This window comes from Sphingobacterium wenxiniae (genome assembly GCF_900116225.1).
Classification (GTDB): domain Bacteria; phylum Bacteroidota; class Bacteroidia; order Sphingobacteriales; family Sphingobacteriaceae; genus Sphingobacterium; species Sphingobacterium wenxiniae.
In genome coordinates, this window is the sequence record NZ_FOZZ01000002.1 from 97,971 (window position 1) to 123,309 (window position 25,339).

The 25,339-nt window shown below is 42.8% G+C and carries 16 protein-coding genes; 10 read left to right on the top strand and 6 right to left on the bottom strand.

Features of this window, described 5'->3' with window-relative positions; all coding sequences use genetic code 11:
- The first annotated feature begins 50 nt into the window (after positions 1–50).
- Positions 51–1,016 (top strand): NAD(P)H-quinone oxidoreductase, encoded by a 966-nt coding sequence (locus tag BM375_RS02805; protein WP_093363663.1) that lies wholly within the window; start codon positions 51–53, stop codon positions 1,014–1,016.
- 82 nt (positions 1,017–1,098) lie between these two features.
- Positions 1,099–3,393: a GH92 family glycosyl hydrolase gene (locus BM375_RS02810; protein WP_093363664.1), complete on the top strand. Its 2,295-nt coding sequence runs from the start codon at positions 1,099–1,101 to the stop codon at positions 3,391–3,393.
- A gap of 55 nt (positions 3,394–3,448) precedes the next feature.
- On the opposite strand, the gene BM375_RS02815 is transcribed toward BM375_RS02810, so the two are convergent.
- A complete protein-coding gene (locus tag BM375_RS02815) occupies positions 3,449–5,926 on the bottom strand; it encodes a Kelch repeat-containing protein (RefSeq protein WP_093363665.1) in 2,478 nt (825 codons plus the stop codon).
- Between the two features lie 400 nt (positions 5,927–6,326).
- Here BM375_RS02815 and BM375_RS02820 point away from each other — a divergent pair, with 400 nt between their 5' ends.
- The 7 genes from BM375_RS02820 (at position 6,327) to BM375_RS02850 (ending at position 20,394) form a co-directional block, all read left to right on the top strand.
- Positions 6,327–7,793 (top strand): glycoside hydrolase family 76 protein, encoded by a 1,467-nt coding sequence (locus BM375_RS02820; protein ID WP_212611618.1) that lies wholly within the window; start codon positions 6,327–6,329, stop codon positions 7,791–7,793.
- 107 nt (positions 7,794–7,900) lie between these two features.
- Complete coding sequence (locus tag BM375_RS02825; RefSeq protein WP_212611619.1) at positions 7,901–11,038, top strand: SusC/RagA family TonB-linked outer membrane protein; 3,138 nt, start codon at positions 7,901–7,903, stop codon at positions 11,036–11,038.
- Between the two features lie 27 nt (positions 11,039–11,065).
- Complete coding sequence (locus tag BM375_RS02830) at positions 11,066–13,126, top strand: RagB/SusD family nutrient uptake outer membrane protein (protein WP_093364041.1); 2,061 nt, start codon at positions 11,066–11,068, stop codon at positions 13,124–13,126.
- A gap of 20 nt (positions 13,127–13,146) precedes the next feature.
- On the top strand, positions 13,147–13,962 hold the full coding sequence (locus BM375_RS02835; protein WP_093363668.1) for a DUF3823 domain-containing protein: 816 nt from the start codon (positions 13,147–13,149) through the stop codon (positions 13,960–13,962).
- Positions 13,963–14,101: 139 nt separating this feature from the next.
- On the top strand, positions 14,102–16,285 hold the full coding sequence (locus BM375_RS02840; protein WP_093363669.1) for a hypothetical protein: 2,184 nt from the start codon (positions 14,102–14,104) through the stop codon (positions 16,283–16,285).
- Positions 16,286–16,369: 84 nt separating this feature from the next.
- Entirely contained in the window at positions 16,370–18,835 is a 2,466-nt protein-coding gene (locus BM375_RS02845; protein ID WP_244525802.1) for a glutaminase family protein, read from the top strand.
- 107 nt (positions 18,836–18,942) lie between these two features.
- Entirely contained in the window at positions 18,943–20,394 is a 1,452-nt protein-coding gene (locus BM375_RS02850) for an aminoacyl-histidine dipeptidase (protein WP_093363671.1), read from the top strand.
- A gap of 221 nt (positions 20,395–20,615) precedes the next feature.
- Here BM375_RS02850 and BM375_RS02855 read toward each other — a convergent pair whose 3' ends face one another.
- The 5 genes from BM375_RS02855 to BM375_RS02875 all read right to left on the bottom strand — a co-directional run bounded on the left by BM375_RS02855 (position 20,616) and on the right by BM375_RS02875 (position 24,746).
- Complete coding sequence (locus tag BM375_RS02855) at positions 20,616–21,695, bottom strand: agmatinase family protein (RefSeq protein ID WP_093363672.1); 1,080 nt, start codon at positions 21,693–21,695, stop codon at positions 20,616–20,618.
- 55 nt (positions 21,696–21,750) lie between these two features.
- Positions 21,751–22,674, bottom strand: a complete 924-nt coding sequence (locus BM375_RS02860; protein WP_212611620.1) for a DUF1801 domain-containing protein — start codon at positions 22,672–22,674, stop codon at positions 21,751–21,753.
- Positions 22,675–22,717: 43 nt separating this feature from the next.
- Positions 22,718–23,131 carry a DUF6157 family protein gene (locus BM375_RS02865; RefSeq protein ID WP_093363673.1) on the bottom strand — a complete coding sequence of 138 codons (414 nt, stop codon included), beginning with the start codon at positions 23,129–23,131 and terminating at the stop codon, positions 22,718–22,720.
- 11 nt (positions 23,132–23,142) lie between these two features.
- Complete coding sequence (locus tag BM375_RS02870) at positions 23,143–23,724, bottom strand: Crp/Fnr family transcriptional regulator (protein WP_093363674.1); 582 nt, start codon at positions 23,722–23,724, stop codon at positions 23,143–23,145.
- A 131-nt stretch (positions 23,725–23,855) separates the two neighbouring features.
- A complete protein-coding gene (locus BM375_RS02875) occupies positions 23,856–24,746 on the bottom strand; it encodes a DMT family transporter (protein WP_093363675.1) in 891 nt (296 codons plus the stop codon).
- A gap of 104 nt (positions 24,747–24,850) precedes the next feature.
- Between BM375_RS02875 and BM375_RS02880 the strand changes: the two genes are divergently transcribed.
- Entirely contained in the window at positions 24,851–25,321 is a 471-nt protein-coding gene (locus BM375_RS02880) for an Lrp/AsnC family transcriptional regulator (RefSeq protein ID WP_093363676.1), read from the top strand.
- Positions 25,322–25,339: the final 18 nt, after the last annotated feature.

Genomic DNA, 25,339 nt, shown 5'->3' on the forward strand with positions numbered 1-25,339 from the left:
CAAATCTCTAACCTTCGGTTTCCAATCTCCAGTCTCTAACATCTAAAAAAATGAAAGCAGTTATTATTACAGAATTTGGTGGGCCAGAAGTATTGCAGGTAGTGGAAAGACCTATTCCGATTATTCGGGAAGAAGAAGTTTTGATAAAAGTAAGCGCTGCTGGCGTTAATCGTCCGGATATTTTTCAGCGTAAAGGAAACTATCTTGCTCCTGTAGGGGTTGTACAGGATATTCCAGGATTAGAGATAGCAGGGGAGGTCGTACAAACAGGAGCAAAAGTTGATACGGTGAAAGTTGGGGATGAGGTTTGTTGTTTGGTTGCGGGAGGAGGATATGCAGAGTATGCAAGTGTGCACCATCGCATGTGTTTGCCGGTGCCCGAGGGATTTACTTTTGTGGAAGCAGCAAGTTTGCCGGAAACTGTTTTTACGGTGTGGGATAATGTGTTCCGAAGAGGGAAGTTAAAACGAGATGAACGTATATTGATTCATGGTGGCTCCGGTGGTATCGGCTCAGCGGCTATACAGCTTTGCAAGGCTATGGGCGCGGAAGTATACGTCACAGCGGGGTCGGAGGAAAAAGCTGTCTACTGTGAACAACTGGGAGCTGACCATGTTCTTAATTATAGGACTCAGGATTTTTCGGAAGTATGGCAGAGTGAAAATATGAATGTGGTACTGGACAGTATTGGCGGTGATTATTTCAGTAAACATATTGCACTCTTGGCAGAAGATGGTCGGCTGGTGCATATCAATGCGGTGAATGGAGGAAAAGTAGAGCTTAATATTTTTAAAGTTATGCAGAAGCGTATTGTGATAACGGGAAGTACATTGCGAGCGCGTTCACTAGATTTTAAGATTGAGCTTGCAGATGATGTATTGAAGCATATTTGGCCACTGTTGGGACAGCAGTATCGACCACAAGTTTATAAATCTATTCCGTTGGTAGAGGCCGAGAGGGCACACCGGATGATGGAGATGGGGGATGTGTTTGGTAAGTTAATCTTGATTCCTTAACTCTGCTAAATACTTTTAGCAATACTGTTTTGGTTTTTATTTTATAACTTAGTGAAAAAAATAAAGTAAACCTATTGCTTGTATGAAGTTAAAACTATTAGCAACATTGCTTTTGTCGGGAAGTCTTTTTTCGATAGAAGCGCAAACGATTGACAAGGTAGATAAACCTATTGACCTGGTTAGTACTTTAGTGGGTACACAGTCATCATTCTCTTTATCTACAGGAAATACCTATCCGGCTATTGCGATGCCATGGGGGATGAATTTTTGGAGTCCGCAGACCGGTAAAATGGGAGATGGGTGGATGTATACATATACCGCAGAGAAATTGCGTGGCTTTAAACAAACCCACCAACCTTCGCCTTGGATCAATGATTACGGTCAATTCTCTATCATGCCCATGGTGGGAAACAAGACATTTGACCAAGATAAGCGAGCTAGCTATTTTTCGCATAAAGCTGAGATAGCCAAGCCTCATTATTATTCGGTTTACCTGGCTGATTATGATGTGAAAACAGAAATCACCCCGACCGAAAGAGCAGCTTATTTCCGTTTTACATTCCCGAAAACCAACGAAGGCTATGTGCTGATTGACGCTTTTGATAAAGGTTCTTTTGTCGAAGTGCTTCCGCGGGAGCAAAAAATCATCGGCTATTCTACTAAAAACAGCGGTGGTGTACCTGAAAACTTTAAAAACTATTTTGTTCTTGAATTTGATAGACCATTTGCCAATGTGGCTACGTTTGCTGATTCAGTGTTGACTGATGGACGGTATTTAGTACAAGCAAACCATGTTGGGGCTATCGTAGGCTTTCAGATTGCAAAACCGGGAGAACAGGTGTTGTTGAAGGTTGCTTCTTCTTTTATTTCGCCGGAGCAAGCGGATCTCAATCTAAAAGAATTGGATGGAACAACCTTTGACGAAAGAGTGGCGAAAGGTGAAGAGACCTGGAATAATGAATTGAAGAAGATTGAAATTGAAGGTGGCTCCATTGACGATATGCGTACATTTTACTCTTGCCTGTATCGCTCATTGCTGTTTCCTCGGATGTTCTATGAGATTGATGGTAATGGACAGGTAATGCACTATTCACCGTATAACGGACAGGTTCTACCAGGCTACATGTTTACCGATACAGGAATTTGGGATACATTCCGTAGTCTGTTTCCTTTCTTAAATCTGATGTATCCGGAAATGAATTTAAAGATGCAGGAAGGGTTAGCAAATGCTTACCGTGAAAGCGGTTGGTTGCCGGAATGGGCAAGTCCTGGTCATAGAAACAGTATGGTAGGGAATAACTCTGCATCTGTTGTAGCTGATGCATGGATAAAAGGTGTGCGTTCGGCAGACATTGAAGTGCTGTATGAAGCGTTACTAAAAGGGGCAAACAATGCAGGCCCTATCACTTCGGTAGGTCGTGCAGGTGCAGAATATTACAAAGAATTGGGCTACGTACCATACGATGTTAAAATCCATGAAAATGCAGCACGCTCATTGGAATATGCCTATGACGACTTTGCTATTTATCAATTAGCAAAAGCATTGAACAAACCGAAAGAAGAACAGGAATATTATAAAAAACGTGCTTTTAATTACCAAAAGTTATATGACCCAGCTACGGGGTTGATGCGTGGCAAAAACAAGGACGGTAGTTTCCAAACGCCTTTCAGTCCTTTTAAATGGGGAGATGCTTTTACGGAAGGAAATAGCTGGCATTATACTTGGTCTGTTTTTCAGGACGTAGAGGGATTGGCCAAACTGATGGGTGGGCATCAAGCTATGGGCATCAAGATGGATTCTGTGTTTACTCTGCCTCCTGTTTTCGATGATTCCTACTATGGTTTCCCTATTCATGAAATCCGAGAAATGCAAGTTGCCAATATGGGACAGTACGCGCACGGTAATCAACCTATCCAACACATGGTTTACCTGTATAACTATATTGGTACACCTTGGAAAGCACAGTATTGGGTGCGTGAGACAATGAAAAGGATGTATACACCTAATCCGGATGGTTATTGTGGTGATGAAGATAACGGACAGACATCGGCATGGTATGTGTTTTCTGCATTAGGTTTCTATCCTGTTACGCCGGCTACCGATGAATATATTGTGGGAGCACCATTGTTCAAGAAGGCTACAGTACACTTGTCCAATGGAAATAAGGTTATCATTGAAGCACCTGATAATTCGGATACAAATAAATATATCCACAGTATGAAGTGGAACGGTAAAAACTATACAAAAAATTATATCAATCATAGTGAACTTATCAAAGGAGCCACACTGCGATTTGATATGAATGCAGAACCTAACACTACGCGAGGTACAGCCAAAGGAGATTTACCATTCTCTTTAAGTAAAGACGATATGTAACATACGACAAGAGGCGCTTTTCAGCGCCTCTTGTCGTATGTTATAGATGTTTTTATTATGTTGCTTTCTGCCATATCTCTTCAAAAGACAACCTATAATTTTCTCCTATTAATCGTTTGTACTGTTCTGTAAAGCGTTGGTAGAAGTCCGCAGGACGGGTTTCTATATTTCCTTTATTCAGAGCGTATAAGCCATTTTCTAACGCAAACTCATTGACGGGATCAATGTTTAAGAGCATATTTGCTGCTTGAAACAGAGCATACCAGTCCCGTTGTTCACGGCTTTTTAACATGGACTCCTGAAAAGCTTCAATCAGCATGCTTTCCAAATCGTGTTTAGCTTTATCGAATACCGAATCGTCAATACCCAACAAAAATTCACCACGTTCGAGAATTGTAGCGATCTCTGGTGAAAGGATGTCGGCTCCATTCCTGAGTAATTCCTTAAGATGCCAGTAATCGCAATAGCCTATGTTGCTGAATTCCACTCGGTAATGACCATTTTCATAAATAATTTCAATACCATCAATCTCCGTTAATACCTTTCGCAGATTATTGATAGCGACACCCCGCGAGGTTTTGACTTTATCCTTTGGCTTGTCCGGCCACAAAAGGTGACTGAGTAATTTGGAGCTAATTCCTGCGGCGTGACTGTGGAACATGATAAGGCAAAAGACCTGTTGTAAACGTGTGCTGAACAGATGTGAAATATCTCTTCCTCGTTTATCCAAAGCGGTGAAGTCACCGAAAAGATAAACCCGGTTTGCCCACGATTGTGCAGTGAGTTTTGTTTCGCCTATCGGAGTGTGGCTTATCGTTATTTGCTTTTTCTGGTGCCGCTTGTAAAAGATGTATACCGCCGCAGCAACAGACAGAACACCGAGAAGTGTGAAGAAATAAGGCAATATGCTCCGCCTTTGGCGCTCTCCGGGGAAAGCGTGCAGTTCGGATTCACTGATAGCCGGAAAATCTATGCTATAGACCGTAAGAGTAGACTGTATATCATCATTCGACTCTTGCACAAGCGCGATAAGTTGCTTGAGATGCGGATCGAAATTCAGCTTCGCATTGGTACTGATCTTGTCCGAATATATAGGGATGGAGTCGCCAAGCTCTTCCTGTTGTCCGTCTTGTATGGAAAATCTCCGTAATTTGATATGCGAGTGGGTGAGATGTTCCGGATAGCCCAGCATATACATCCAGTTGGTATCGGGAATAACAAGTCCGCGCGCTGGTACGAAAAGGTTTTCTTTGCGGTCGAGCTCCCAAAGTTTGGTTATGCGATTGGCTGCAGGGTCAAATTCGTACAAATCATAGAAATATTTACGTCCTACAATATGTTGACCGGCCTCATTACCCATACCACCAAAAATATAAAGCTTTTGATTAACCACTGAACGACCTATAGAAGTAAAGTAGCGGGGGATAATGGGATCGCCGGTTGCTGTCATCGGTGTAGACCAGCTATTGCTCTGGAGCATGTAATAACAAAAATCATTACTGTAGGTCATTTGACCGAAACCGCCGAATAACAGGAGTTTACGATCTTCTTCCAGGTAATAGGCCGCGTGATGGTTAAGCTCACGCTGCGGATAATCGCTACTTTCTATCCGCCAGATAAATTCCTTCAGATCTAGACTGGCGACAGTGGGACCTTTATAGGGCGTTTCGTAGTAAGTTTCATAGACATATAGCCTATCCTCTTGCTCGTCGATGAAGCTGTTGCAGAGTTTTAGCCGCATCGGGCAAGGTTGCAGAAAGGAAATAGTCCGTATTTCTCCTGACTGGAGTTGATAAATCTGTAGGGAATCGCGGTTAAAATAATAGATGGATTTTTTTCTCGCATCATATGCCGATCCTGCGGGAGTAGACGAATGCATCGTTGCCTGCTTACGCCATTGAAAAGCATTGTTCAATAACCAGGTTCCATTGGTCAGTGTTCCCCGCACTTCGCCCGTCGCATCATGTAGTTTATCCCCCTGACTTTCCCGTAATTGGAATACAATTTCTTTTTCATCATTACCGACACGAAAATTGCGGAGGGCAAAAGAAGGGACGTCGATTAGATATTCGCTTCGTCCGAAAATGATCGTGGGAGAGTAGGAGGAAGGAAAGGATGCATGGACGGATTGCTCGGGTTGATCGGCTATCTGCAGCCTGATCTGCTCATTCTGCAGGTCGCAGTGTAACTGTATAGGAAACCAGTGTTTTTCCTTGAGTTTATCAAGGGGAATACGCATGGTAATCAGATTGGTCTTGCCTTCTTCGTTGAGAAGGAACACGGCATGCCCGTTTTCTTGATCATAGTACAGGTTATAAATTGAATTTTCATTATGCCCCTTAATCCGGATGATATAACCAATAGTACCATTGTTAGGTAATTGAAGATCAAAGTTAATCGTGAAGTGCCGATGGAAGGACGGGGCCTTATCAGCAAAAAAAGTTGCAGATGTACGCTTCTCAATAGGTTGGTCACTTCCTGTAAATTGTATACCCTGTCCTAAGCTATGCTTGGAGAATAGCAGGGAACTCATTACCATGAATAGAGAAAGATAAAACCTTGAGATTCGGAATATGCTTATATTTTGGTTGATCACTTTCATGAAAGGTGTCTGTAACTTTTAAACAAAGATAAGTAATATCAGGTAAAAGCTGTGATTCCTTTGCTGGTTGTGGAATGTTTTATAGAGCAAGGAAATGGTTAAAAGTAAGGAAGGGTTTTCGGGCATGTGAAAGACATCCGTTAGACCTTATGTTGTGAAAAATATGGACAAAAAAATAGGGTTAATACTTTTTTAATGGGGTTAAATCGGTTTTTTAACCCAGGTTTTAATCCTTAAGTTTCTAAATTCCCTAAGAAATACGTCGAAAAAGACCTGTTTCGCCAATTTTAAATTTTGTGTTATAAATCTGAAAAACAATCTCGTTATGAAGATGAGTGTTACAACCATTTATTGTACGACGCTATTGAGCATGGCATCGGCAACAGTTATTTTTACAGGGTGTACGAGGAGTTCTGTGCCCACCCATGTGGAGGAAGAAGGAAAAGAGAATCTGGGTGAATTAGCTGTGCAGAACCTGCAACGGGCTGTAGATCTCGTAGACCTAACAATTGCGAACTACTTTGACCCTACGACCTTTGAAATGCGCCGCTTCTACAATCCCTTTACCCAGGTGAAGTCTGATGAACGGGCTTCAGTATGGATGTATACGGCGGGTATTGAAGCCGTTAATGCGGTCTTATCCGGACTTAACCAGGCTAAGGAAGCCGGGGAAAGTAAACTCTATGACAGCCACTATGAGCGTTATGTCCAGCTATTGGATGATCTCTATGCCAATGCAGATTATTACCTCGGTACATTTGAATTGGTCTCTTACACCCAAACCAAAAGCTGGTCGGTATATGCAGTTGACCGCGTAAATCAGAAAGGACAAGCAAATGTAACAGGCATACTGAACGTTTATGACGATCAGATGTGGCTGATCAGGGAATTGCTGGACTCGTATAAGCTGACAGGTAACAGTGCGTATTTAGAAAAAGCAGAATACCTGACGGCTTATGTGCTGGATGGTTGGGATGTGACACGTGATGAGAACGGTAAAGAGAACGGCGGCATCCCATGGGGACCGGGATATACGACCAAACATGCATGCAGCAACGGGCCGTTAATCAGTCCGTTGGTCTGGTTACATGAACTCTATAAAGGAAAGTCTGACAAGATAGAACATCGCTATATTGATGAAAATGACCGCAAAACCCGCCGTACGAAAGAAGTGGAGAAGCAACAATATTACCTTGATTACGCGCGTGCGGTCTATGACTGGCAGAAAAGTAAATTATTGAATGCTGATGGCGTGTATACTGATATGATGGGTGGATGCGTGCCAAACTGTGATTTGCGCTATGAAGAGGTGGACGGCGTGCGCTATCGTGCAAATACACCTTTAACCCAAGCTGTAGGTCAAAATTATACCTATAACAGCGGAACCATGCTATCAGGCGCGGTCGACCTATACCGTGCTACGGTAGAAGAGAAATATGCTGCCGATGGACAGCAACTCGCTAAAAACAGCTTCAGGCATTTTGCTGAGTTGGGAAAAGAAGTGCCGCAATATTACAGCTTTGAAACCGAAGGATTTAGGAATTGGTTCAACGGTATTTTGATGCGTGCTTATCACGAAGCGGTTACGCTTGACGATCAGGCTGGAAATTACCTGACCGTTTTTCAACGGAACCTGGACTATGGTTTTGAACGCTTTAACCACAATGGTTTTCTGCCGACCAATTTATTAACCGGATGGGCTGGGGATAAGGAAGGTCAGGGTGTTGAGGGGATGTTTATGTTTACTTATGCTGCGCAATATGCCATTTTAGGGAAACATCAATTAACATCCCATTGATAAACATGCGGACAGCAAAAAAAATAGTTAGCTAATATCATCAATCTTTTAAGCATAAACTAATCTATATGAATGTAAATTTAACAACACGAAAACCATTATGCAAAATGGTGTCTATCCTGGTGCTTATACTGCTACCGGGATGGCTGTGGGCACAGAATCAAGTGTCAGGCGTGGTTACCGGTTCTTCAGGTTTCCCGATTAGTGGTGTATCGGTCGTCGTTGTCGGATCTTCTCCGCAGATTGCGACCAGTACGGATGAAGCCGGTCGGTACTCCCTACAAGCACCGACAGGTGCTGTACTTCGGTACACTTTTGTGGGGTATCAGACGCGGGAGGAACCGGTCGGTACACGTACCCAAATCAATGTTTCCCTGGAAGAGGATGAATCGACTTTGGATGAAGTCGTTGTAGTGGGATACGGTACCCAAAAGAAAGTAACGCTGACGGGAGCCGTCTCCGGGGTTAAAGGAACGGAAATGCGCGCCACCAAGAATGAAAATCCGCAAAATATGCTTGCCGGGCGTGTGGCCGGTGTACGTGTATGGCAACGCGGTGCTGAGCCGGGATCCTATCAGGCAAATTTCGATATACGCGGGATGGGTGCGCCATTGGTCATTATTGACGGTGTTCCGCGGTCTATTCAAGATTTCCAGCGTTTAAACCCTAACGATATTGAGGATGTGTCGGTTCTGAAAGACGCTTCAGCTTCGATTTATGGAGTGCGCTCGGCAAACGGGGTGATGCTCGTTACGACACGTAAAGGACGTGAGGGGAAAGTATCCGTAGGCTACAACGGGTCGTTTACAATGCAAAGACCGTCAAACATGCCTTTCCTGGCTGATGCCTTTGGTGCAATGACGTTGTATAACGAAAGGTCAATGAACAATATTAACGGCGGTAGTCTGATCTATACCGAAAGCGACTTTGAAGCATTTCGTAACGGTACGCGTCGCTCTTCAGATTGGACGTCACTGATCTTTTCAGAAGTATCGCCACAGACGGCACATGATCTGAGCGTATCGGGCGGTAGTGCCAAAACCCAGTATTATATCGGTACGGGATATTCCTATCAGGAAGGATTTTTCAAGACCGGCGATCTGAATTATAACAAGATGAACCTGCGTTCGAATATCACGACAGAGATTGTCAACGGATTGAAGCTGGATCTTAATCTTGCAGGCATGGCCGATCAGCAGAACAATCCGTACTCCAGCTCGGTGGATATTATCCGGAATTACTGGAGGCAAGGAGTGTTGTTTCCTGCCTATGCTGATCCGGAAGGAACTATGCTGAATTATGAAGGTCTGGATTTGGAACAGAATACTGTAGCGATGATCGATGCAGATATTTCTGGTTACAGAAAATACAAGAAAAAGACTTTCCAGTCCTCAGCAGCATTGAATTATGACTTTGGAACCTTAATGGAAAGCTTGAAGGGATTAAGCGCAAGAGCGTTGGTGTCTTATGACTATCGAGCGGATAATAACAGCATTTTCCGGAAAGAATACTTCCAGTATGCGCTTGATCCCGTTAGTAACAGTTATCTGCAGAAACGCTACGACCTGAGCAGTCCGAACCGTATGCGTCGTGAATTCTATGAAAAGCAGCAGATACTAAGTCAGATTACTTTAAACTATGAGCGGTTATTTGCCGAAAAACATCAGCTGAGTATGCTACTGGGTTGGGAAACGCAGAAGAATGATGGCGATAACTTCTACGGGATGAAGAATCTTGCGTTTGGTTCGGATATTCTACTTTCCGGTGTGGAAGAAGGACGGATGACAGGCATGTCGGGAGGATTAGCCGATTATTACCGCGAAGCGAAACAGGCTGCATTGGGGCGTGTGAACTATGACTTCCGGGGGCGTTATATTGCAGAATTTCAATTCCGATACGACGGTTCATCCCGTTTCGCCAAAGGAAACCAATGGGGATTTTTCCCTTCGGGTTCAGTCGCATGGCGTATCTCGGAAGAGCCGTTTTTTAAATCTATCAATGCATTAAGCTTTGTTGATCAGTTTAAGGTACGCGCAAGTTACGGAGTGTTGGGAGATGACCTGTCAAGCGATTGGGATTTCGGTTGGGTAGCAGGCTATGATTATCCATCGACCAGTGGAAATGCAGAAAATGGGTATTATAACCAGTATGCTCCGGGCTATGTGTTCGGTGGTCAGTTTATAACAGCCGCTAACCGCAAGGCAATTGCGAATGCACTTATTACCTGGTACAGGGCAAAAACTTTGAACGTTGGTGTGGATATGGATGCCTGGAACGGCAAATTCGGGTTTACACTCGATTATTTTGATCGTCGTCGTACAGGATTGTTCCAACGTCGCACAGGGTTATTCCCGACCGTTATCGGCGCAACCGCTCCGATGGAGAATGCAAACAGTGACCAGCACTATGGCTTAGAACTTGAATTGCGTCATCGAAACCAGATCGGAGACTTTGGTTACAGCATAAAAACCATTGCCACGATTACACGAAACAAGTACCTTACTGCTGTGCAGAATGGTCCTTATAAAAATTCCTATGACCGTTGGCGCAATGATAACCTGAACAACCGCTATCAGGGTATTCAGTTTGGCTATCGTGGAGATGGTCGCTTTATGGACTGGAACGATATTCGGACATATCCGATCTACACCGAACGCGATCAGTTGCCTGGCGATTATAAATATGTTGACTGGAACGGTGACGGGGAAATCAGCGGTCTGGATGAGCATCCTTTTGCTTTCGATCAGACGCCTTGGTTGAACTTTAGTGCGAATCTGCAGGCGAATTATAAGAATGTTGACCTTTCGATGTTGTTCCAAGGGTCGGCATTGGGTTCTATGGAATATAAAGAGCCTTTGTATTCTATTTGGGGAACTAACGGAGGCGGTACGTTGACGCAATACCTGGATCGTTGGCATCCAGTAGACCCAACAGCTGATCCTTATGATCCAAGTATAGCATGGGTGCAAGGGCATTATGGCTTTACGGGACGCTACCCTAGAGGTAATTCCGATTTCAACAGGGTAAGCACAGCTTATCTGCGCCTGAAAAGCTTAGAGCTGGGATATACTTTGCCGACATTCCAAAGGCGTCCGAATATGCGTCTGCGGGTGTTCGCTAATGCCTATAACCTGCTGACTTTCACAGCGGTGAAGTTTGTCGATCCGGAGCATCCGGATGATGACCTGGGTCGGATGTATCCATTGAATAAAACGTATACCATGGGCGTTTCCATGACTTTTTAACGTGATGTAGAGAAAAGAAAAATGAACATGAAAAGATTATTATTCATATTGGCGATCGCTGCAAGCGGCAGCTTGAATTCCTGTGTAGACATGGATATAACGCCAAAAAATATTGTTACCGATAATGAATTGCTCAATACACCGGCAGGAATGGATATTTATATGTCCCGAATGTACAGCCTGATGCCTTTCGAAGATTTTAAGTATACAGCGCAATGGGGTTTTGAAAGCAACGGCTGGCTAAATTCTACAGGTATTGAGGGAACAGGCGAAGCTGTCAACCGGGAGGGACTTTCTGCTTCTTTTACCGGGGAACGCACATCTTATTGGAGCAAGGGTTTTGTACTGATTCGCGATGCGAACCACCTGATAGAGACATTACCGGCTTTTAGGGAGAATTTCAGTGAAGAGCTGTACAATCATTACCTCGGGGAAGCGTATTATGTCCGCGCAATGACGTTCTATACGATGGCGAAGCGATTCGGGGGGATTCCATTGGTGACTAAAGTTATCCAATACCCATCCAGTGAGGATGAAATGGAAGTGCCGCGGGCGAGTGAAGAAGAAACCTGGGATCAGATACTTGCTGATTTTGATCAGGCTATCGAATTGTTGATGCCGCAGGAGATTAAAGAAGGTTATGCCAATAAGTATGTCGCGTTGGCCTTTAAATCCGAAGCCATGCTTTATGCAGGTAGTGTAGCCAAATACAATCAGGATGTATCGGGACGTTTGACCGGAATAGGACGTAAGACAGGCGTAAGAGTAATCGGTTTTGATGAAGCGAGCTGGAGGACGGCCTCTGTCCGTTATTTTACAGAAGCTTATCAGGCTGCACGGACGATCATGCAGGATGGGAAATATTCCCTTTACAAGAAACGTTGGATAGCGGGAGATACTGAGGCGCAATACCAGAATATGGTGGAGATGTTTTCAGATTTAAGCAGCCCGGAAAATATCTATGTAAAGGAATATATATTCCCGACAGCAACGCATTCTTTCGATGCATATAACATGCCATTTAGTTTCCGTTCACCATTATCGGCAGGAACCTGCCCGACATTGGATTTCGTAGAGCTGTTCGACGGTTTTGACCGTTATCCGGATGGCAGTATCCGTGTGACGAATGGCGACCAAAATGCATCGGGCGAGTACCTGATGTTTGATAGTCCGCTTGATTTTTTCAAAGATGCTGAACCACGTCTACGTGCTTATGTAATCTTCCCGTTCGATCAGTTCAGAAACAAACAGATCGAAGTACGCGGTGGCGTATATACCGGAGATGCGCCGATCAAGCCTTTCTTTTCGAGCTATGCGTATAACAATGCGGATACACGTTATCAAAACCTGTCTATCTATAATGGTTCCTCCAAATCGCTGTACTTAAGTCCGCGTGAAGGGGGAAGTCAGGAACTTGTGGACTATAATGGGCAACAGATGACGGCGGCAGGTCAGGAAGGGCCTTTCTTTGACAATGGTGAAGCTACCGTAACAGGGCTTTATCTGCGCAAATGGCTACAGACCAATCCGAGTGCTGAACTCGGTGAAGGAAAATCTGCACAGCCTTTTATCCTGATGCGTTATGCTGATGTACTGCTCAATGCTGCCGAAGCTGCTATAGAATTGGAGCTGGTTGGCGCGAGCTCACCTGACGGCAGTAGCCTTTTACAAGTCGCTACTGATGCAATAAATGCGATCCGTGAAAGAGCGGGGGCGGTAATGTTGCAGGGAACACTTACGGGAGATGTCAACGGGCGCAATATTGTGCGTAAAGAGCGCCGCAAGGAACTGGCTTTTGAGCATAAATCCAAATGGGACATCCGCCGTTGGCGCGTAGCACACTACGAAGGAAGAGATGGTTTCTGGGGCGAGTCAAGGGATAAGAATAAGTTCAGCAACAACGAAAATTTTCGTTTCCGCGGGCTTTATCCATTCTTCTCAACCAAAACCGGGAAATACTTTTTTGATGCCCGTTTCCAATGGATAGCCTCTAAAACATTTGGGTACAGACCGTTGGATTATTATTTTGAGGTTCCAAGTGGCGAAGTGGCCAAAAGTAGTGTTATTGATCAACAACCGAATAGATAAGGATTTTAGAATTGATAAATATGAAAAAGATAATAAAAGGCGGACTGTTGTGCATGTTAGCACTGGTGAGTTCATGCAGCCTGTTTGAAGCGGATAGTTACGATGCGCCGGATGTGACATTAGTAGGTTCGGTCGTAGATGTATTAACCGGAAAACCGGTATTAACCGATCAGGGATCGGAAGGAATACGGGTCCGGTTGACAGAGCTAAGTTGGGGAGATAATGTAGAGCATAACCCTGATTTTTACTGTATGCCTGACGGCACCTTCCAGAATACCAAACTTTTTAAAGGGAATTATCATATTACTGTTGATGGCCCGTTTGTTCCTTTGCTACGCAGGGATCCCGATGGAAAGGAGTTAGCAGATGAAAGTATAGTGATGAATCTGGAAACCAGCCATCAGGTGAAATTTGAAGTGCAGCCATTTCTGCATGTGGAATGGGTAGGAGAGCCTACCGTGCAAAACGGCAAGATTACAGCAAAGGTGAAAGTAACCAGAGGAGTGAGTCCGGAAGATTTCAAAGCAAAGGTTGAGCCTATGGGGAATTACAACGACGATTTCCTGAACATGACCGATATTCAGTTTTTTGTGAGCTATTCCTCGAGTGTGGGGTATCGTGCACGTGATGAGCGTTGGTCAAGTCGTCTGGATTACTCCGGTAATTCTTTTGAGGACTTATTCGGTCAGACGATAACGATTGAATCCAATGGTGAAATTCCTGCAGGGCGTACGGTGTTTGTTCGTGCTGCTGCGCGCATCAACTACAATACACCGGTCGGTAGCGGTACAAGGCGTTGGAATTACAATGAGGCAAAAGAGATCCTGGTGAATTAATACGGGGATATTAACTTGATTTCCTCCTGTCACATGGAATTAATAGACGTGTGGCAGGAGGAGATTTTCAAGGATGCGGGGTTATGATTTGAATTCGCATACATCAGTAAAACGGATTAAATAATTAACGAATTATAAAATGATAAATTGGAAAGTACTTATAGGCACGTTTGGCTTGCTGGCACTCAGCGGATCCCTTGCTGCACAGAAAAAAACAGATCAGGTCAAAACCACCTTTCAAACTTCGCGCGAATGGTGTCCTACTATTGACAATCGCGCCGATGCGGTGATGATATATGGCGTAGGTGGCAATCCTTCAGACAAACATAAAAGGGTTCCCTTTGCAGAACGTATAAAATCCTGGAAAGATAGAGGATATACTATTCATTTCATGACCGGGATTGCCTGGGGTGAATATCAGGACTATTTTACGGGGCAGTGGGATGGCGAGTGGCATCTGGATGAAGGGCAGGTTACGCAAAAACAGGACACCATCTGGCATGGATATATGGTGCCTTATATCGTTCCGACAGATAATTTTCTCAAATACCTAAAAGAAAAACACGTTAAACCTGTCATCGACGCGGGTATCGATGCTATCTTCATGGAAGAACCGGAGTTCTGGGCGCGGGCAGGATATAGTGAATCGTTCAAGCGCGAATGGAAAAAATACTACGGATTCGACTGGCGGCCTCAACACGAATCCCCGGAAAACACTTACCTCTCCAATAAGCTCAAGTACCACTTGTATTACAAAGCGCTGAATGAAGTGTTCACGTTTGCCAAGGAATATGGAAAATCAAAAGGGATGGACGTAAAGTGCTATGTTCCTACACACTCTCTGGTGAATTATGCACAGTGGATGATTGTTTCTCCGGAAGCCAGTCTGGCATCGTTGCCTGTGGTGGACGGATATATCGCCCAAGTGTGGACAGGTACATCCCGTGAACCGAATTTCTTTAACGGAAAGGAGAAAGAACGGGTGTTTGAGACGGCTTATTTAGAATACGGTTCAATGGAATCGATGACGGAACCTACGGGGAGAAAGATGTTTTTCCTGACTGACCCGATTGAAGATCGCGCCAAGGATTGGGTAGATTATAAAGTCAACTATCAGGCAACTTTTGTTGCTCAGCTGCTTTACCCGAATATCGCAGATTACGAGATCATGCCCTGGCCAGAGCGTATCTATGAAGGGTTGTACCGTACGAATCCAAATAGTGATCAGAAAGAACGTATCCCAAGACATTATTCTACACAGATGCAGGTCATGGTGAATTCGCTGAACCAAATGCCGCTAAGCAAGAATAAGCTATCGGGCAGCGAAGGTATTTCAGTACTGATGGCAAACTCTTTAATGTTTCAACGTTTTCCGATACATGCAGGGTACGATGATCCGCAATTAGCAAATTTCTATGGCTTGGCACTTCCTTTTCTTAAACGTGGTGTGCCTGTAAAGACGGTGCATATCGAAAATATCGGCTATAAGGAAGCTTTACGGCATACCAAAGTATTATTGATGACTTATGCTAATATGAAGCCTTTGGATCCGATTGCACATGAGCAATTGGCGGAATGGGTAAAAGCCGGAGGACAACTTGTTTACAGTGGAACCGACAAAGATCCTTTTCAGCGTGTACAAGAGTGGTGGAATACGGGAGGCAATCAATACCAAACGCCTGCAGATCACCTTTTTGAAAAGATGAATATCCAACCAGGTGCGGTTGAAGGTATTTATACTTATGGAAAGGGCACTATACAGATTATCCGTACAGACCCTAAGGATTATGCGATCAAGGCTAATAACAGCAAATCGCTGATCGATGCGGTCCAGGAACGGTATAAAGCTTCGGGAAGCGGCACATTAGCCTTTAAAAACCATTTTCATTTACAACGTGGTCCTTTTGAATTGGTTGCCGTAATGGATGAAAGTGTCAGTGCGGAGAGTTATACCATTCAGGGGACACTGATTGATCTTTTTGATCCCAATCTGCCGGTGGACAGTACGCGGGCTGTTGACCCCGGCGAGCAAGGTTATTTTCTGAATATAGATTTGATCAAAAACAAGAAACAACCACAGGTTTTAGCGACAGCCAGCCGTGTTTATGACGAACAGATAGGTAAAAACAACTATTCCTACATCGCCAAGAGCCCTATAGAAACCACGAATATCGCCAGGGTGCTTCTACCTAAAACACCACAGAGTGTTAAAGTTAATGGTGAAGAGGTATTTGCAGCAGCAAACTGGGATACAAAATCTAAAACTTACCTTCTTGGATTTGAAAATGATCCTGAAGGAGTTCGTGTTGAATTTGTATGGTAGGATGAATTAAATAACTATTTAGGATGCGGGTATCGTTGGCTATGTCGTAGTAAACGATTGCGTATATTGAAAACACAAAATTTTATGAAAATGCGAGTATATGTATGGTTATGGTTCTTTGTTTCTGTATTACCCATTAAAATGACCTATGCTCAGGATGGTCAGGTTCGAAAGGCAGCGGCTTATCCGTTGATTACACATAATCCGAATTTTAGCATTTGGTCGACCAATGATGTATTGACAGAACAAGCCACCGAGCACTGGACCGGGACCGAACATAGTTTAACCGGATATATTGAGATAGATGGTGTTATGTATCGTTTTATGGGTAAAGAAACTCCTCAATATAAAACGATATTACCTACAAATGATGATGCCAAAACGCGGGTTAAATATGCAAAGAATGGACAATTGGGGGATTGGAAATCCCTGGATTTCAAAAGTGAGGGATGGAAAGAGGGTGAACTCCCTATCTCTGATAATAAGGTATCGTCCGGTACATTTTGGAACTCCGATAAAATATGGATAAGGCGTGAGTTCTCGCTTGACAAAATAGATCTGAACGAGCCTTTATTCCTCAAGTTACATCATGATGATAATATTGAGGTATATTTAAACGGTGAGTTAGTGTTCAAAAGGGATGGTTGGAACAATCGATTTGATTATTTCGATATATCTTCGAAGGCGAAAAACCTACTAAAAACAGGCAAAAATGTACTGGCCATTCACCTGAAAAATACGGCTGGCGGACGCTTCCTGGATTTTGATTTGGTGAAGAAAGTACAGGATGACAAGACAAATATGCCTGTTGCAAAGCAAACATCGATAGATGTCCACGCTACGCAGACGGTTTATACTTTTGATTGCGGAACGGTTGGCCTTACCGTTACTTTTACTTCGCCTCTTTTGATGGACAACCTTGATCTTCTTGCTCGACCAATCTCGTATATATCATACGATGTAGTCGCTAAAGACGGGAAGAAACACGATGTAAAATTACACCAGTTGGTTTCATCGGACATCGCGGTTTACATGCCCGAACAGACGGTAGAAAGCAGAGTCTATAGCGATGATGGAATATCCATCTTGAAGACTGGTACTGTTGAACAGCCGGTATTTCAGAAAGCTGCCGACGATATGCGTATAGATTGGGGGTATTTATATGTAGCTGCACCGTCAGGTAATGATGTGAAGCAGTTTGTGTCGGAATATGAGGGACCGTCGAGTAAGGTTAATAAAAGAGATACACACCGTGGAAAATCCTTATCGTTGCATACAGAATTTTCACTGCAAAATGTTGGTAATACGCCTGTTCGTCGCTTTCTATGTCTTGGCTATGACGAAGTATATGCTATCCAGTATTTCAATCATGATTTACGCCCCTGGTGGAATAAAGAGGGCAACCTTACCTTCGAATCGCAATTGCATGCAGCCGTAAAGGACTATGAAAAATTGATGAAACAATGCACTGATTTTGACAAATCCCTGTGGCATCGGGTTGAACAGGCAGGAGGTGAAAAATATGCACACTTGTGTGTGCTGGCCTATAGACAGAGTATAGCCGCGCATACCTTGGTTGAAGGACCGGAAAAAGAGGTTTTGTGGCTCTCTAAGGAAAATAACAGCGGTGGTTTTATTAATACAGTAGATGTGACCTATCCATCCTCTCCATTATATTTGATCTACAATCCTACCTTGTTGCAAGGGATGTTGAATGGTATTTTTTACTTTAGCGAAAGTGGCAAATATCCTTATCCGTGGGCTGCCCATGATTTGGGTACGTATCCTTTAGCAAACGGGCAGACTTATGGCGAACCGATGCCGGTAGAAGAGTCAGGTAATATGCTGATTCTGACTGCTGCTATAGCACGAGCGGAAGGGAATGCACGGTATGCAGAGAAACATTGGAAAATTTTGACACAATGGGCTGATTATTTAGCAAAGGAAGGACTTGATCCCAAGGAACAGCTTTGCACAGATGATTTTGCAGGTCATCTTGCCCGGAATGCTAACCTTTCGTTGAAGGCCATTATGGGTGTAGCGAGTTATGCCAGGCTGGCCGATATGTTGGATTTGAAAGAGACAGCTGTTCGGTATCGGAAGATTGCGGAGGAGATGGCAAAAGAGTGGTTGGTATTGGCGCACGCAGGAGATCATTATGCATTGACATTTGATGATCCAAATACATGGAGTCAAAAATATAACTTGATTTGGGACAAGGTGTTGGCGTTCAACTTATTTCCCAAAGAGGTCATCGATACGGAACTTGCTTATTATATCCCGCGTATCAACCGTTACGGCTTGCCATTGGATAGTCGAAAGAATTATACGAAAAATGACTGGATAGTATGGACGGCTACCCTGGCAGATAATCCAGAGACTTTTGAGAAATTAATAGAACCCGTGTTTCGACATGTTTTAGAGGGTCCTACACGTGTACCGTTGAATGATTTCTACGATAGTACGAGCGGTATACGTGAAAATTTTAAAGCAAGAAGTGTTGTCGGAGGGTTCTATATGAAATTGCTTTCGGAGATGTGGGATAAATAATGTTTTTGAATTAAAGACGATATGTAAAATACGACAAGAGGCGCTGAAAAGCGCCTCTTGTCGTATAAAATAGGTAACTTTGAACTGTAAAAATCCATAAAGAAAGAATGAGTTTGAATGTTAGAGATTTAGAACCGAAAGCTATATGGCAGCATTTCGATGATTTGAATGCTGTACCAAGAGCTTCCAAAAAAGAAGAGCGTGTTATTCAATTTGCCTTAGATTTTGGGAAGAATTTAGGTTTACAGACGGAAAAAGATGCTGTCGGTAATGTGATTATTCGTAAGCCGGCAACATCGGGCATGGAAGACCGTAAAACGGTTGTTTTGCAATCGCATTTGGATATGGTGCACCAGAAAAATAACGACACCGATTTTAATTTTGACACACAAGGTATACAGATGTTTGTGGATGGAGATTGGGTAAAGGCTGATGGTACAACTTTAGGTGCGGACAATGGAATTGGCGTAGCTGCAATTATGGGGCTGTTGGCTTCAACGGATATTCCTCATCCGGCATTGGAAGCACTATTCACTATTGACGAGGAGACCGGTATGACTGGCGCCAAAGGCTTGGAAGGAGGGGTCTTAACAGGTGATATTTTGTTGAATCTGGATACGGAAGAGGATACGGAAATAGATATTGGTTGTGCAGGAGGTGTGGATGTGACGGCTAAGTTGAGTTATGAACCAGAGCAATTGCCTGCCAACGGACGAACTTATCTTTTAGAGGTAAAAGGTTTGCAGGGCGGACACTCGGGAATGGAAATCCACAAGGGATTGGGAAATGCCAACAAGATATTGACGCGTATATTATTTGAATTGGAGCCATACAGTATTCGGTTAGGGCAAATTGATGGGGGAGGTTTGCGTAATGCTATACCACGGGAATCAAGAGCTTGGTTTGTGGCAAATGCAGATGATAATTTGCAAACCGCAGTAGAAAATATTGCTCAGGCTATTCGACAGGAATACCGCACTGTGGACTCCGGTTTACAAATTGTACTGAAACAAGCGGATACACTTTCGGATGTTCTTCCACAGACCGTACAGGATAAATTGATTCGAGGACTGTATGCTACACATAATGGGGTGTACCGTATGAGTGCCGATTTTGATGAGCTTGTAGAAACATCCAATAATGTAGCGCGAGTGGAAGTAGGAAAGGGGAATATCACGATAAAATGTCTTACACGTTCTTCTGTGGAATCTTCTAAAATGGACTTGGCGCAAGCACTTCGTGCGACATTTGAATTGATGGGAGCTGAAGTGACTTTTTCGGGAGATTATCCAGGTTGGACACCGAATGCTGACTCAGCTATTCTGAAAGTGCTCACCTCTACCTATACCCGTTTGTTCAATGAAGAACCAGCAGTAGTGGCCTGTCATGCAGGACTGGAATGCGGTATCTTGGGCAGCAATTATCCGGGTATGGATATGATTTCTTTTGGACCAACTATTCTGGGGGCACATTCACCACAAGAACGCGTGTCTATAAGCTCAGTTCAGAAATTCTGGAGTTTTCTGTTAGCAATATTGCAGGAGACGCCGAAGAAATAGTATGGAGTAGTTCGTATTGGGTATTGAGAAAAAAGAGGGTGTCTAAAAAGCTAAACATCATCGTCATTGCGCTGTGCCACGCCTCTGGCGGTGGAGGTAACGAAGTCCCGCCTGAGGCGGGAATGATGTCAAAAACGCAGATTGCTTCCTCGCTACGCTCTTCGCAATGACGCGTTTTGCGTTTTATAGACCTTTTTAGACAGCCCTTTTTTATTTTTTATTTAGAAATAAATTCTTTCGCCGGTAGTCAAACCGTTGTTCTTAGCTAATGTACCACACATGTGGAATAACAAACGAGCTCCTACATTTCCGTCCCACTCGTCGTGTTCGCCAGGAGCGACTTCTACTAAATCTATACCAATGATTTTTTTGTCGGAAGCTGCTAATTTATTCAACATATAAACAGCCTGTTCGTAGGATAAACCTCCTGGTACGGGGGTCCCTGTATTTGGACAGTACCAACGGTAAAGTGCATCGATGTCAAAGCTTACCGCAACATGCTCAGGTAATAAATCCAGCATTTCGTCTACCTGCTGTTGCCATGTACGGCCTTCAAATTGTCCTTTTTTCAAATCTGCATCCGTAAATACTTTTACTTTACCTGATGTGCGTACAACCTCAACTTCCTGTTCGCAGAAATCGCGGATGCCGACCTGTACCAATTTACTTACCTGCGGCAATTGAATCGCGTTGTACATGATTGAAGCATGCGAATAGGTAAAACCTTCGTAAGCTATACGCAAATCCATATGTGCATCAAAATGTAGGATACCAAAGTTGTCATATTGGGATGCCAAAGCCTGATAATAACCTAACGGTGTAGAGTGGTCGCCCCCCAAAAGGATAACTTTCTTACCTTGTTTTGTCCAATGCAGTACTTTTTCTTTTAATGTTGCATTCAGCTGTGCACAGGCTTCATTGATTGCTTCCAAATCTGCCTGGAGCGCAGGGTGGTCGGCTATATTTTCACCGGCTTCCAAAGCTTCAATAATGGGTTGAGCCAGTGCTTTGAACTTTACACTGTTGTTTTTCCAATTTTCAGGAGCCTCATCCATATAGATACCCAGCTTCCATAGGTCAGGGAAATCTTGATGAAGCAAATCTACTTGAAAAGAAGCCTCAAAAATGGCTTCCGGGCCATCTGAAGCACCAGCACCATAACTTACGGTTACTTCCCATGGTACAGGTACGATAATGATTTCACTTTCCTCCGCTGTAAAGGGCAAGCCATAAATACTGCCTTCTGCCAAGCCGGGCTGGGATGGATCGAAAGTTGCTATTTTCTGTTCTTTTGTTGACATATGTTAATTCAAAAAATTAAAGAGCAAAGATAAGAAGATAGGCTAATAATCGGTTTTACTTTTTATACTTATCATGTAGTCCTTTTCCTTCTAAAATCAGCGATTTTATTTTATCTATGCGTGATAATTTTGTTTTTTCCTGTTTCGCTTCATCGACGTACAGGATATACTCTTTTTGTTTGCCTGGTGTTAGCTTTTTAAAAGCTTCGCTCAGCTGTTTATCTTGGGTTAAAGTTTTCTTTAGGATTCCTGCAAGCACTGGAGTTTGGGATTTTTCTGGTTTGATTTCCTTGCCATCTATAACCGTCTGTATCGCTTCCTGAATATAGGTTTTTATTTTGTCGGGTTCGATTTCATCTGACGAAGAGAAACGCCATTGCCGTAATGCTTTGGTCTTTCCTTCTGAAGCTGTGATTAATACATTGTATTTATCTTCCAAGAATACGCCGTTATAAAACAAAATAGCAAAGTGGTTTTTAAATCCGCCATACCCGACAACATTTTTACCCTGATAGGTGTATATGTCGCCACCCCATTTAAATTCTTTGGTCAACGGAAGTTCATTAATAACCTGCTGAACAATTTCAGCAGCTTCTTTCCATTGTTGGTTGTACCGTTTCCAATCCGGACTTGATTTATCTTTGAAACGTTCAAGATTGAAATACACAATAGCTTCAATTATTTCGTCGGGGATCTCCTTGTCCAAGGGAAATTGAATGGTGCCTTTGGATGTTTTGAATTCATGTAGTTGCTCTTGAAAGGCTTCAATGGCTTCTGGGCCGGGATATACGCCTAAGTGGTTTTTGGATAGAGCAAAATGGATAAGGTTTCCCTTTTGACGAAAGGTTGGCATCTGATAACTCATGGTTTCCGTTGCCTCGGGGGCAGCCTTTCGGATGCGTTGGCGGAGTTTTTCCAGAAGCTTTTGTGCCGCTGTGTCAAATTGGGCGATATATTCGTCAACGCTGTTTGGTTTCATGTCTGTTTAGATGTTTTATTCTCTATTTGTCCATAAGTTCCTTTTACTTTTTAGATTTCATTGCTGAAACCTTTTTGATTTGTTCATCGCTTAACATTTCCTGAAATTCGGTAGAGGCTGAGTCAATGAGTTTTATTTTCCCGTCTTCATCGGCATAAATGCCCCAACCATAGGTTTTTGTAAGGGGTGAAGTCCGTAAGCAGGGCTGTCCTTTGGAGAAAAACTGCTGTCGGGCAGCTTCTTTTTCCGTAGGAAGTAAATCTTGCTTTAAGGCATAAATCTCGAAGATAATATCGTCGGAGGTGTATTGGAGGGGATGCTGGCTTATCCACTCAAACTGATAGTTGGCGATGGTCTTCTTATCCACCTTCTCTGGCGGAACGATACCTTGTTGCGCACTGCAATCCCGTGCAGGAGTAATCAAGGTTTTATAGTAGTTCGTCGAATGGGTTTTCATATACTGAAGTTTTAAGGCTTGTTCACTATTTCTTTCCGTATCCGGCTCAACGAGGTGTCAGTTATGCCGAGATATGTGGCTATATGTTTCAAAGGTGCCTGTTGCAAAATCTGTGGTTTTTCATCCAAAAGCTGTTGATAGCGATCCGATGCGGAAAGGCTAATCATTTCCAAAGAACGTTTTTTGCCCAGAAAAAGTTGATAGGCCATCCATGCACGTCCCCACTCGGCAAGTGCCGGAATAGTTTCAAAAAGGCTTTGGAAAGCATCAAAATCTATTTTCCAGAGTGTACAATCTGTTAAGCATTGTATATATTCATTCGTAGGGATACGATGAAAAATGGAAGCAACCTCAATGACCAATTCATTATTGCACATAAAATCCGTGGTAATCTCATGACCTTCGTAATCATACACAAAGGAACGAAGCAAGCCGGATTCAACGATATAGTACGTATTGGACACCTGTCCTTTACGAAGTAAAAAATCACCCTTATGACAGCTTATTTTTTCATGGGTAGCAAATAGCATTTCCAAATCTTGCTGTTGGAAAAGGGGGTGTTGATAAACTTGTCTTAAAACGTCGTGTTCCATTGAATAAATTTAGGGAATATCAACCGTAATAAAACAAACAAAATGATAAAAGCCCCAGTCCTTACGGAACAGAGCTTTTGCTTAACTTTTTTTATATATCGAATTACTAATAGCTGTAATATTCCAAAATATTATTTTGTTTCTTTTTTTGTTAGCAAAAATACGGTTGATATAATGCAAAGGCTTCCAATCCACTCAATGATAGAGAAAGGAGTTTTTAGCCAAATTACGGATAAAATAACAGCTACAAGAGGCTCTGCTGATGCCAGTAAACTTGTTTTTTGTCCACCGATAATCTTAACTGCATTTAAATAAGCATAAAAAGCTATCAATGTGCCAAAAATGATGATGAATGCAGCACTGAGAACTGTTTTTATATCCCAATCTCCTTCTACTTGCCACGGAGCTTTTACAAAACTGAATATAATTCCACCAATAAGCATTCCCCAACCTACAACCAATGCAGAATTATATTTTGAGAGTAGTGTTTTGGGTTGTAGGGTATAGATGGCTAAGGTAATAGCCGATGCAATTCCAAAGAACAAAGCCGTTCCCGAAATGGAAAGGCTGTTAAAATTTCCACGGGTTACCAGTAAAAAAGTGCCTGTCACAGCTAATAAAATAGCTAACAGCTCTAATTTTTTAGGTAATCTTCTGTATTTCAACGCCAGATAAATTGCAATAAAAATAGGTCCTGCAAATTGCAAAACTGTTGCGGTAGCTGCATTTGAATGTTTGATGGCAGCAAAATAAGTGTACTGCACACCTATCATTCCCATTATACTGAAAATGAAGATTTGAATAGCATCTTTTTGATTCGTCCAGATGGTAAAAATATTGTTCTTCATACTTTTTGCAAGCAGTAAAAGCCCAAATCCGGAAAGTAATAATCGAAGTGTGATGAGCCATTCTACATTTATTCCTCTTTGCTGAAATAAAAACTGTCCCAATGTTCCTGATATTCCCCAAAGTGCAGCTGCGATAATGCCTAATAAAATCCCTTTCTTACTTTCTGTGTTCATTTAGAATTAATCATTTTTTGCAAAAATGCATCAAAATAAAATTGTTTTTTCATTAAATTGGATTGTTGATTTGCAATTTTGTTTCATCGAAAGACTGTTTTAGTATGCTTGATACTTTTGACCATAAGATTTTAGAGATTATTCAGAAGAATAATTTAACGCCTCAAAGAGATATTGGAGAGCGAATAGGATTATCTGCTGCTGCGGTTCAAAGACGAATAAAGAGAATGCGTGAGTTGGGCATCATTGAGAAAGATATTACCATTGTTAATCGGGAGAAGATAGGCAATAATGTTACCTTGCTTGTCGAAATTTTTCTTGATAGCGAAAAGATTGAACAAATCGATACTTTAAAAAGGGAGTTTGAAAAAATCCCTGAAGTTCAACAATGTTATTACGTTACAGGGGAATCTGATTTTTTTCTTGTAGTGGTTGTTCCCTCCATGGCATATTATGAACAGCTTACCCGAAAAGTATTTTTCAGCAATGAAAACATCAAGCGTTTTCGCACGGTCGTGGTAATGGGGATAACGAAAAACAGCTTGGAGATACCGTTTAGTTTATTTGTCTCATAAAATGGTAAAAGCCCCATT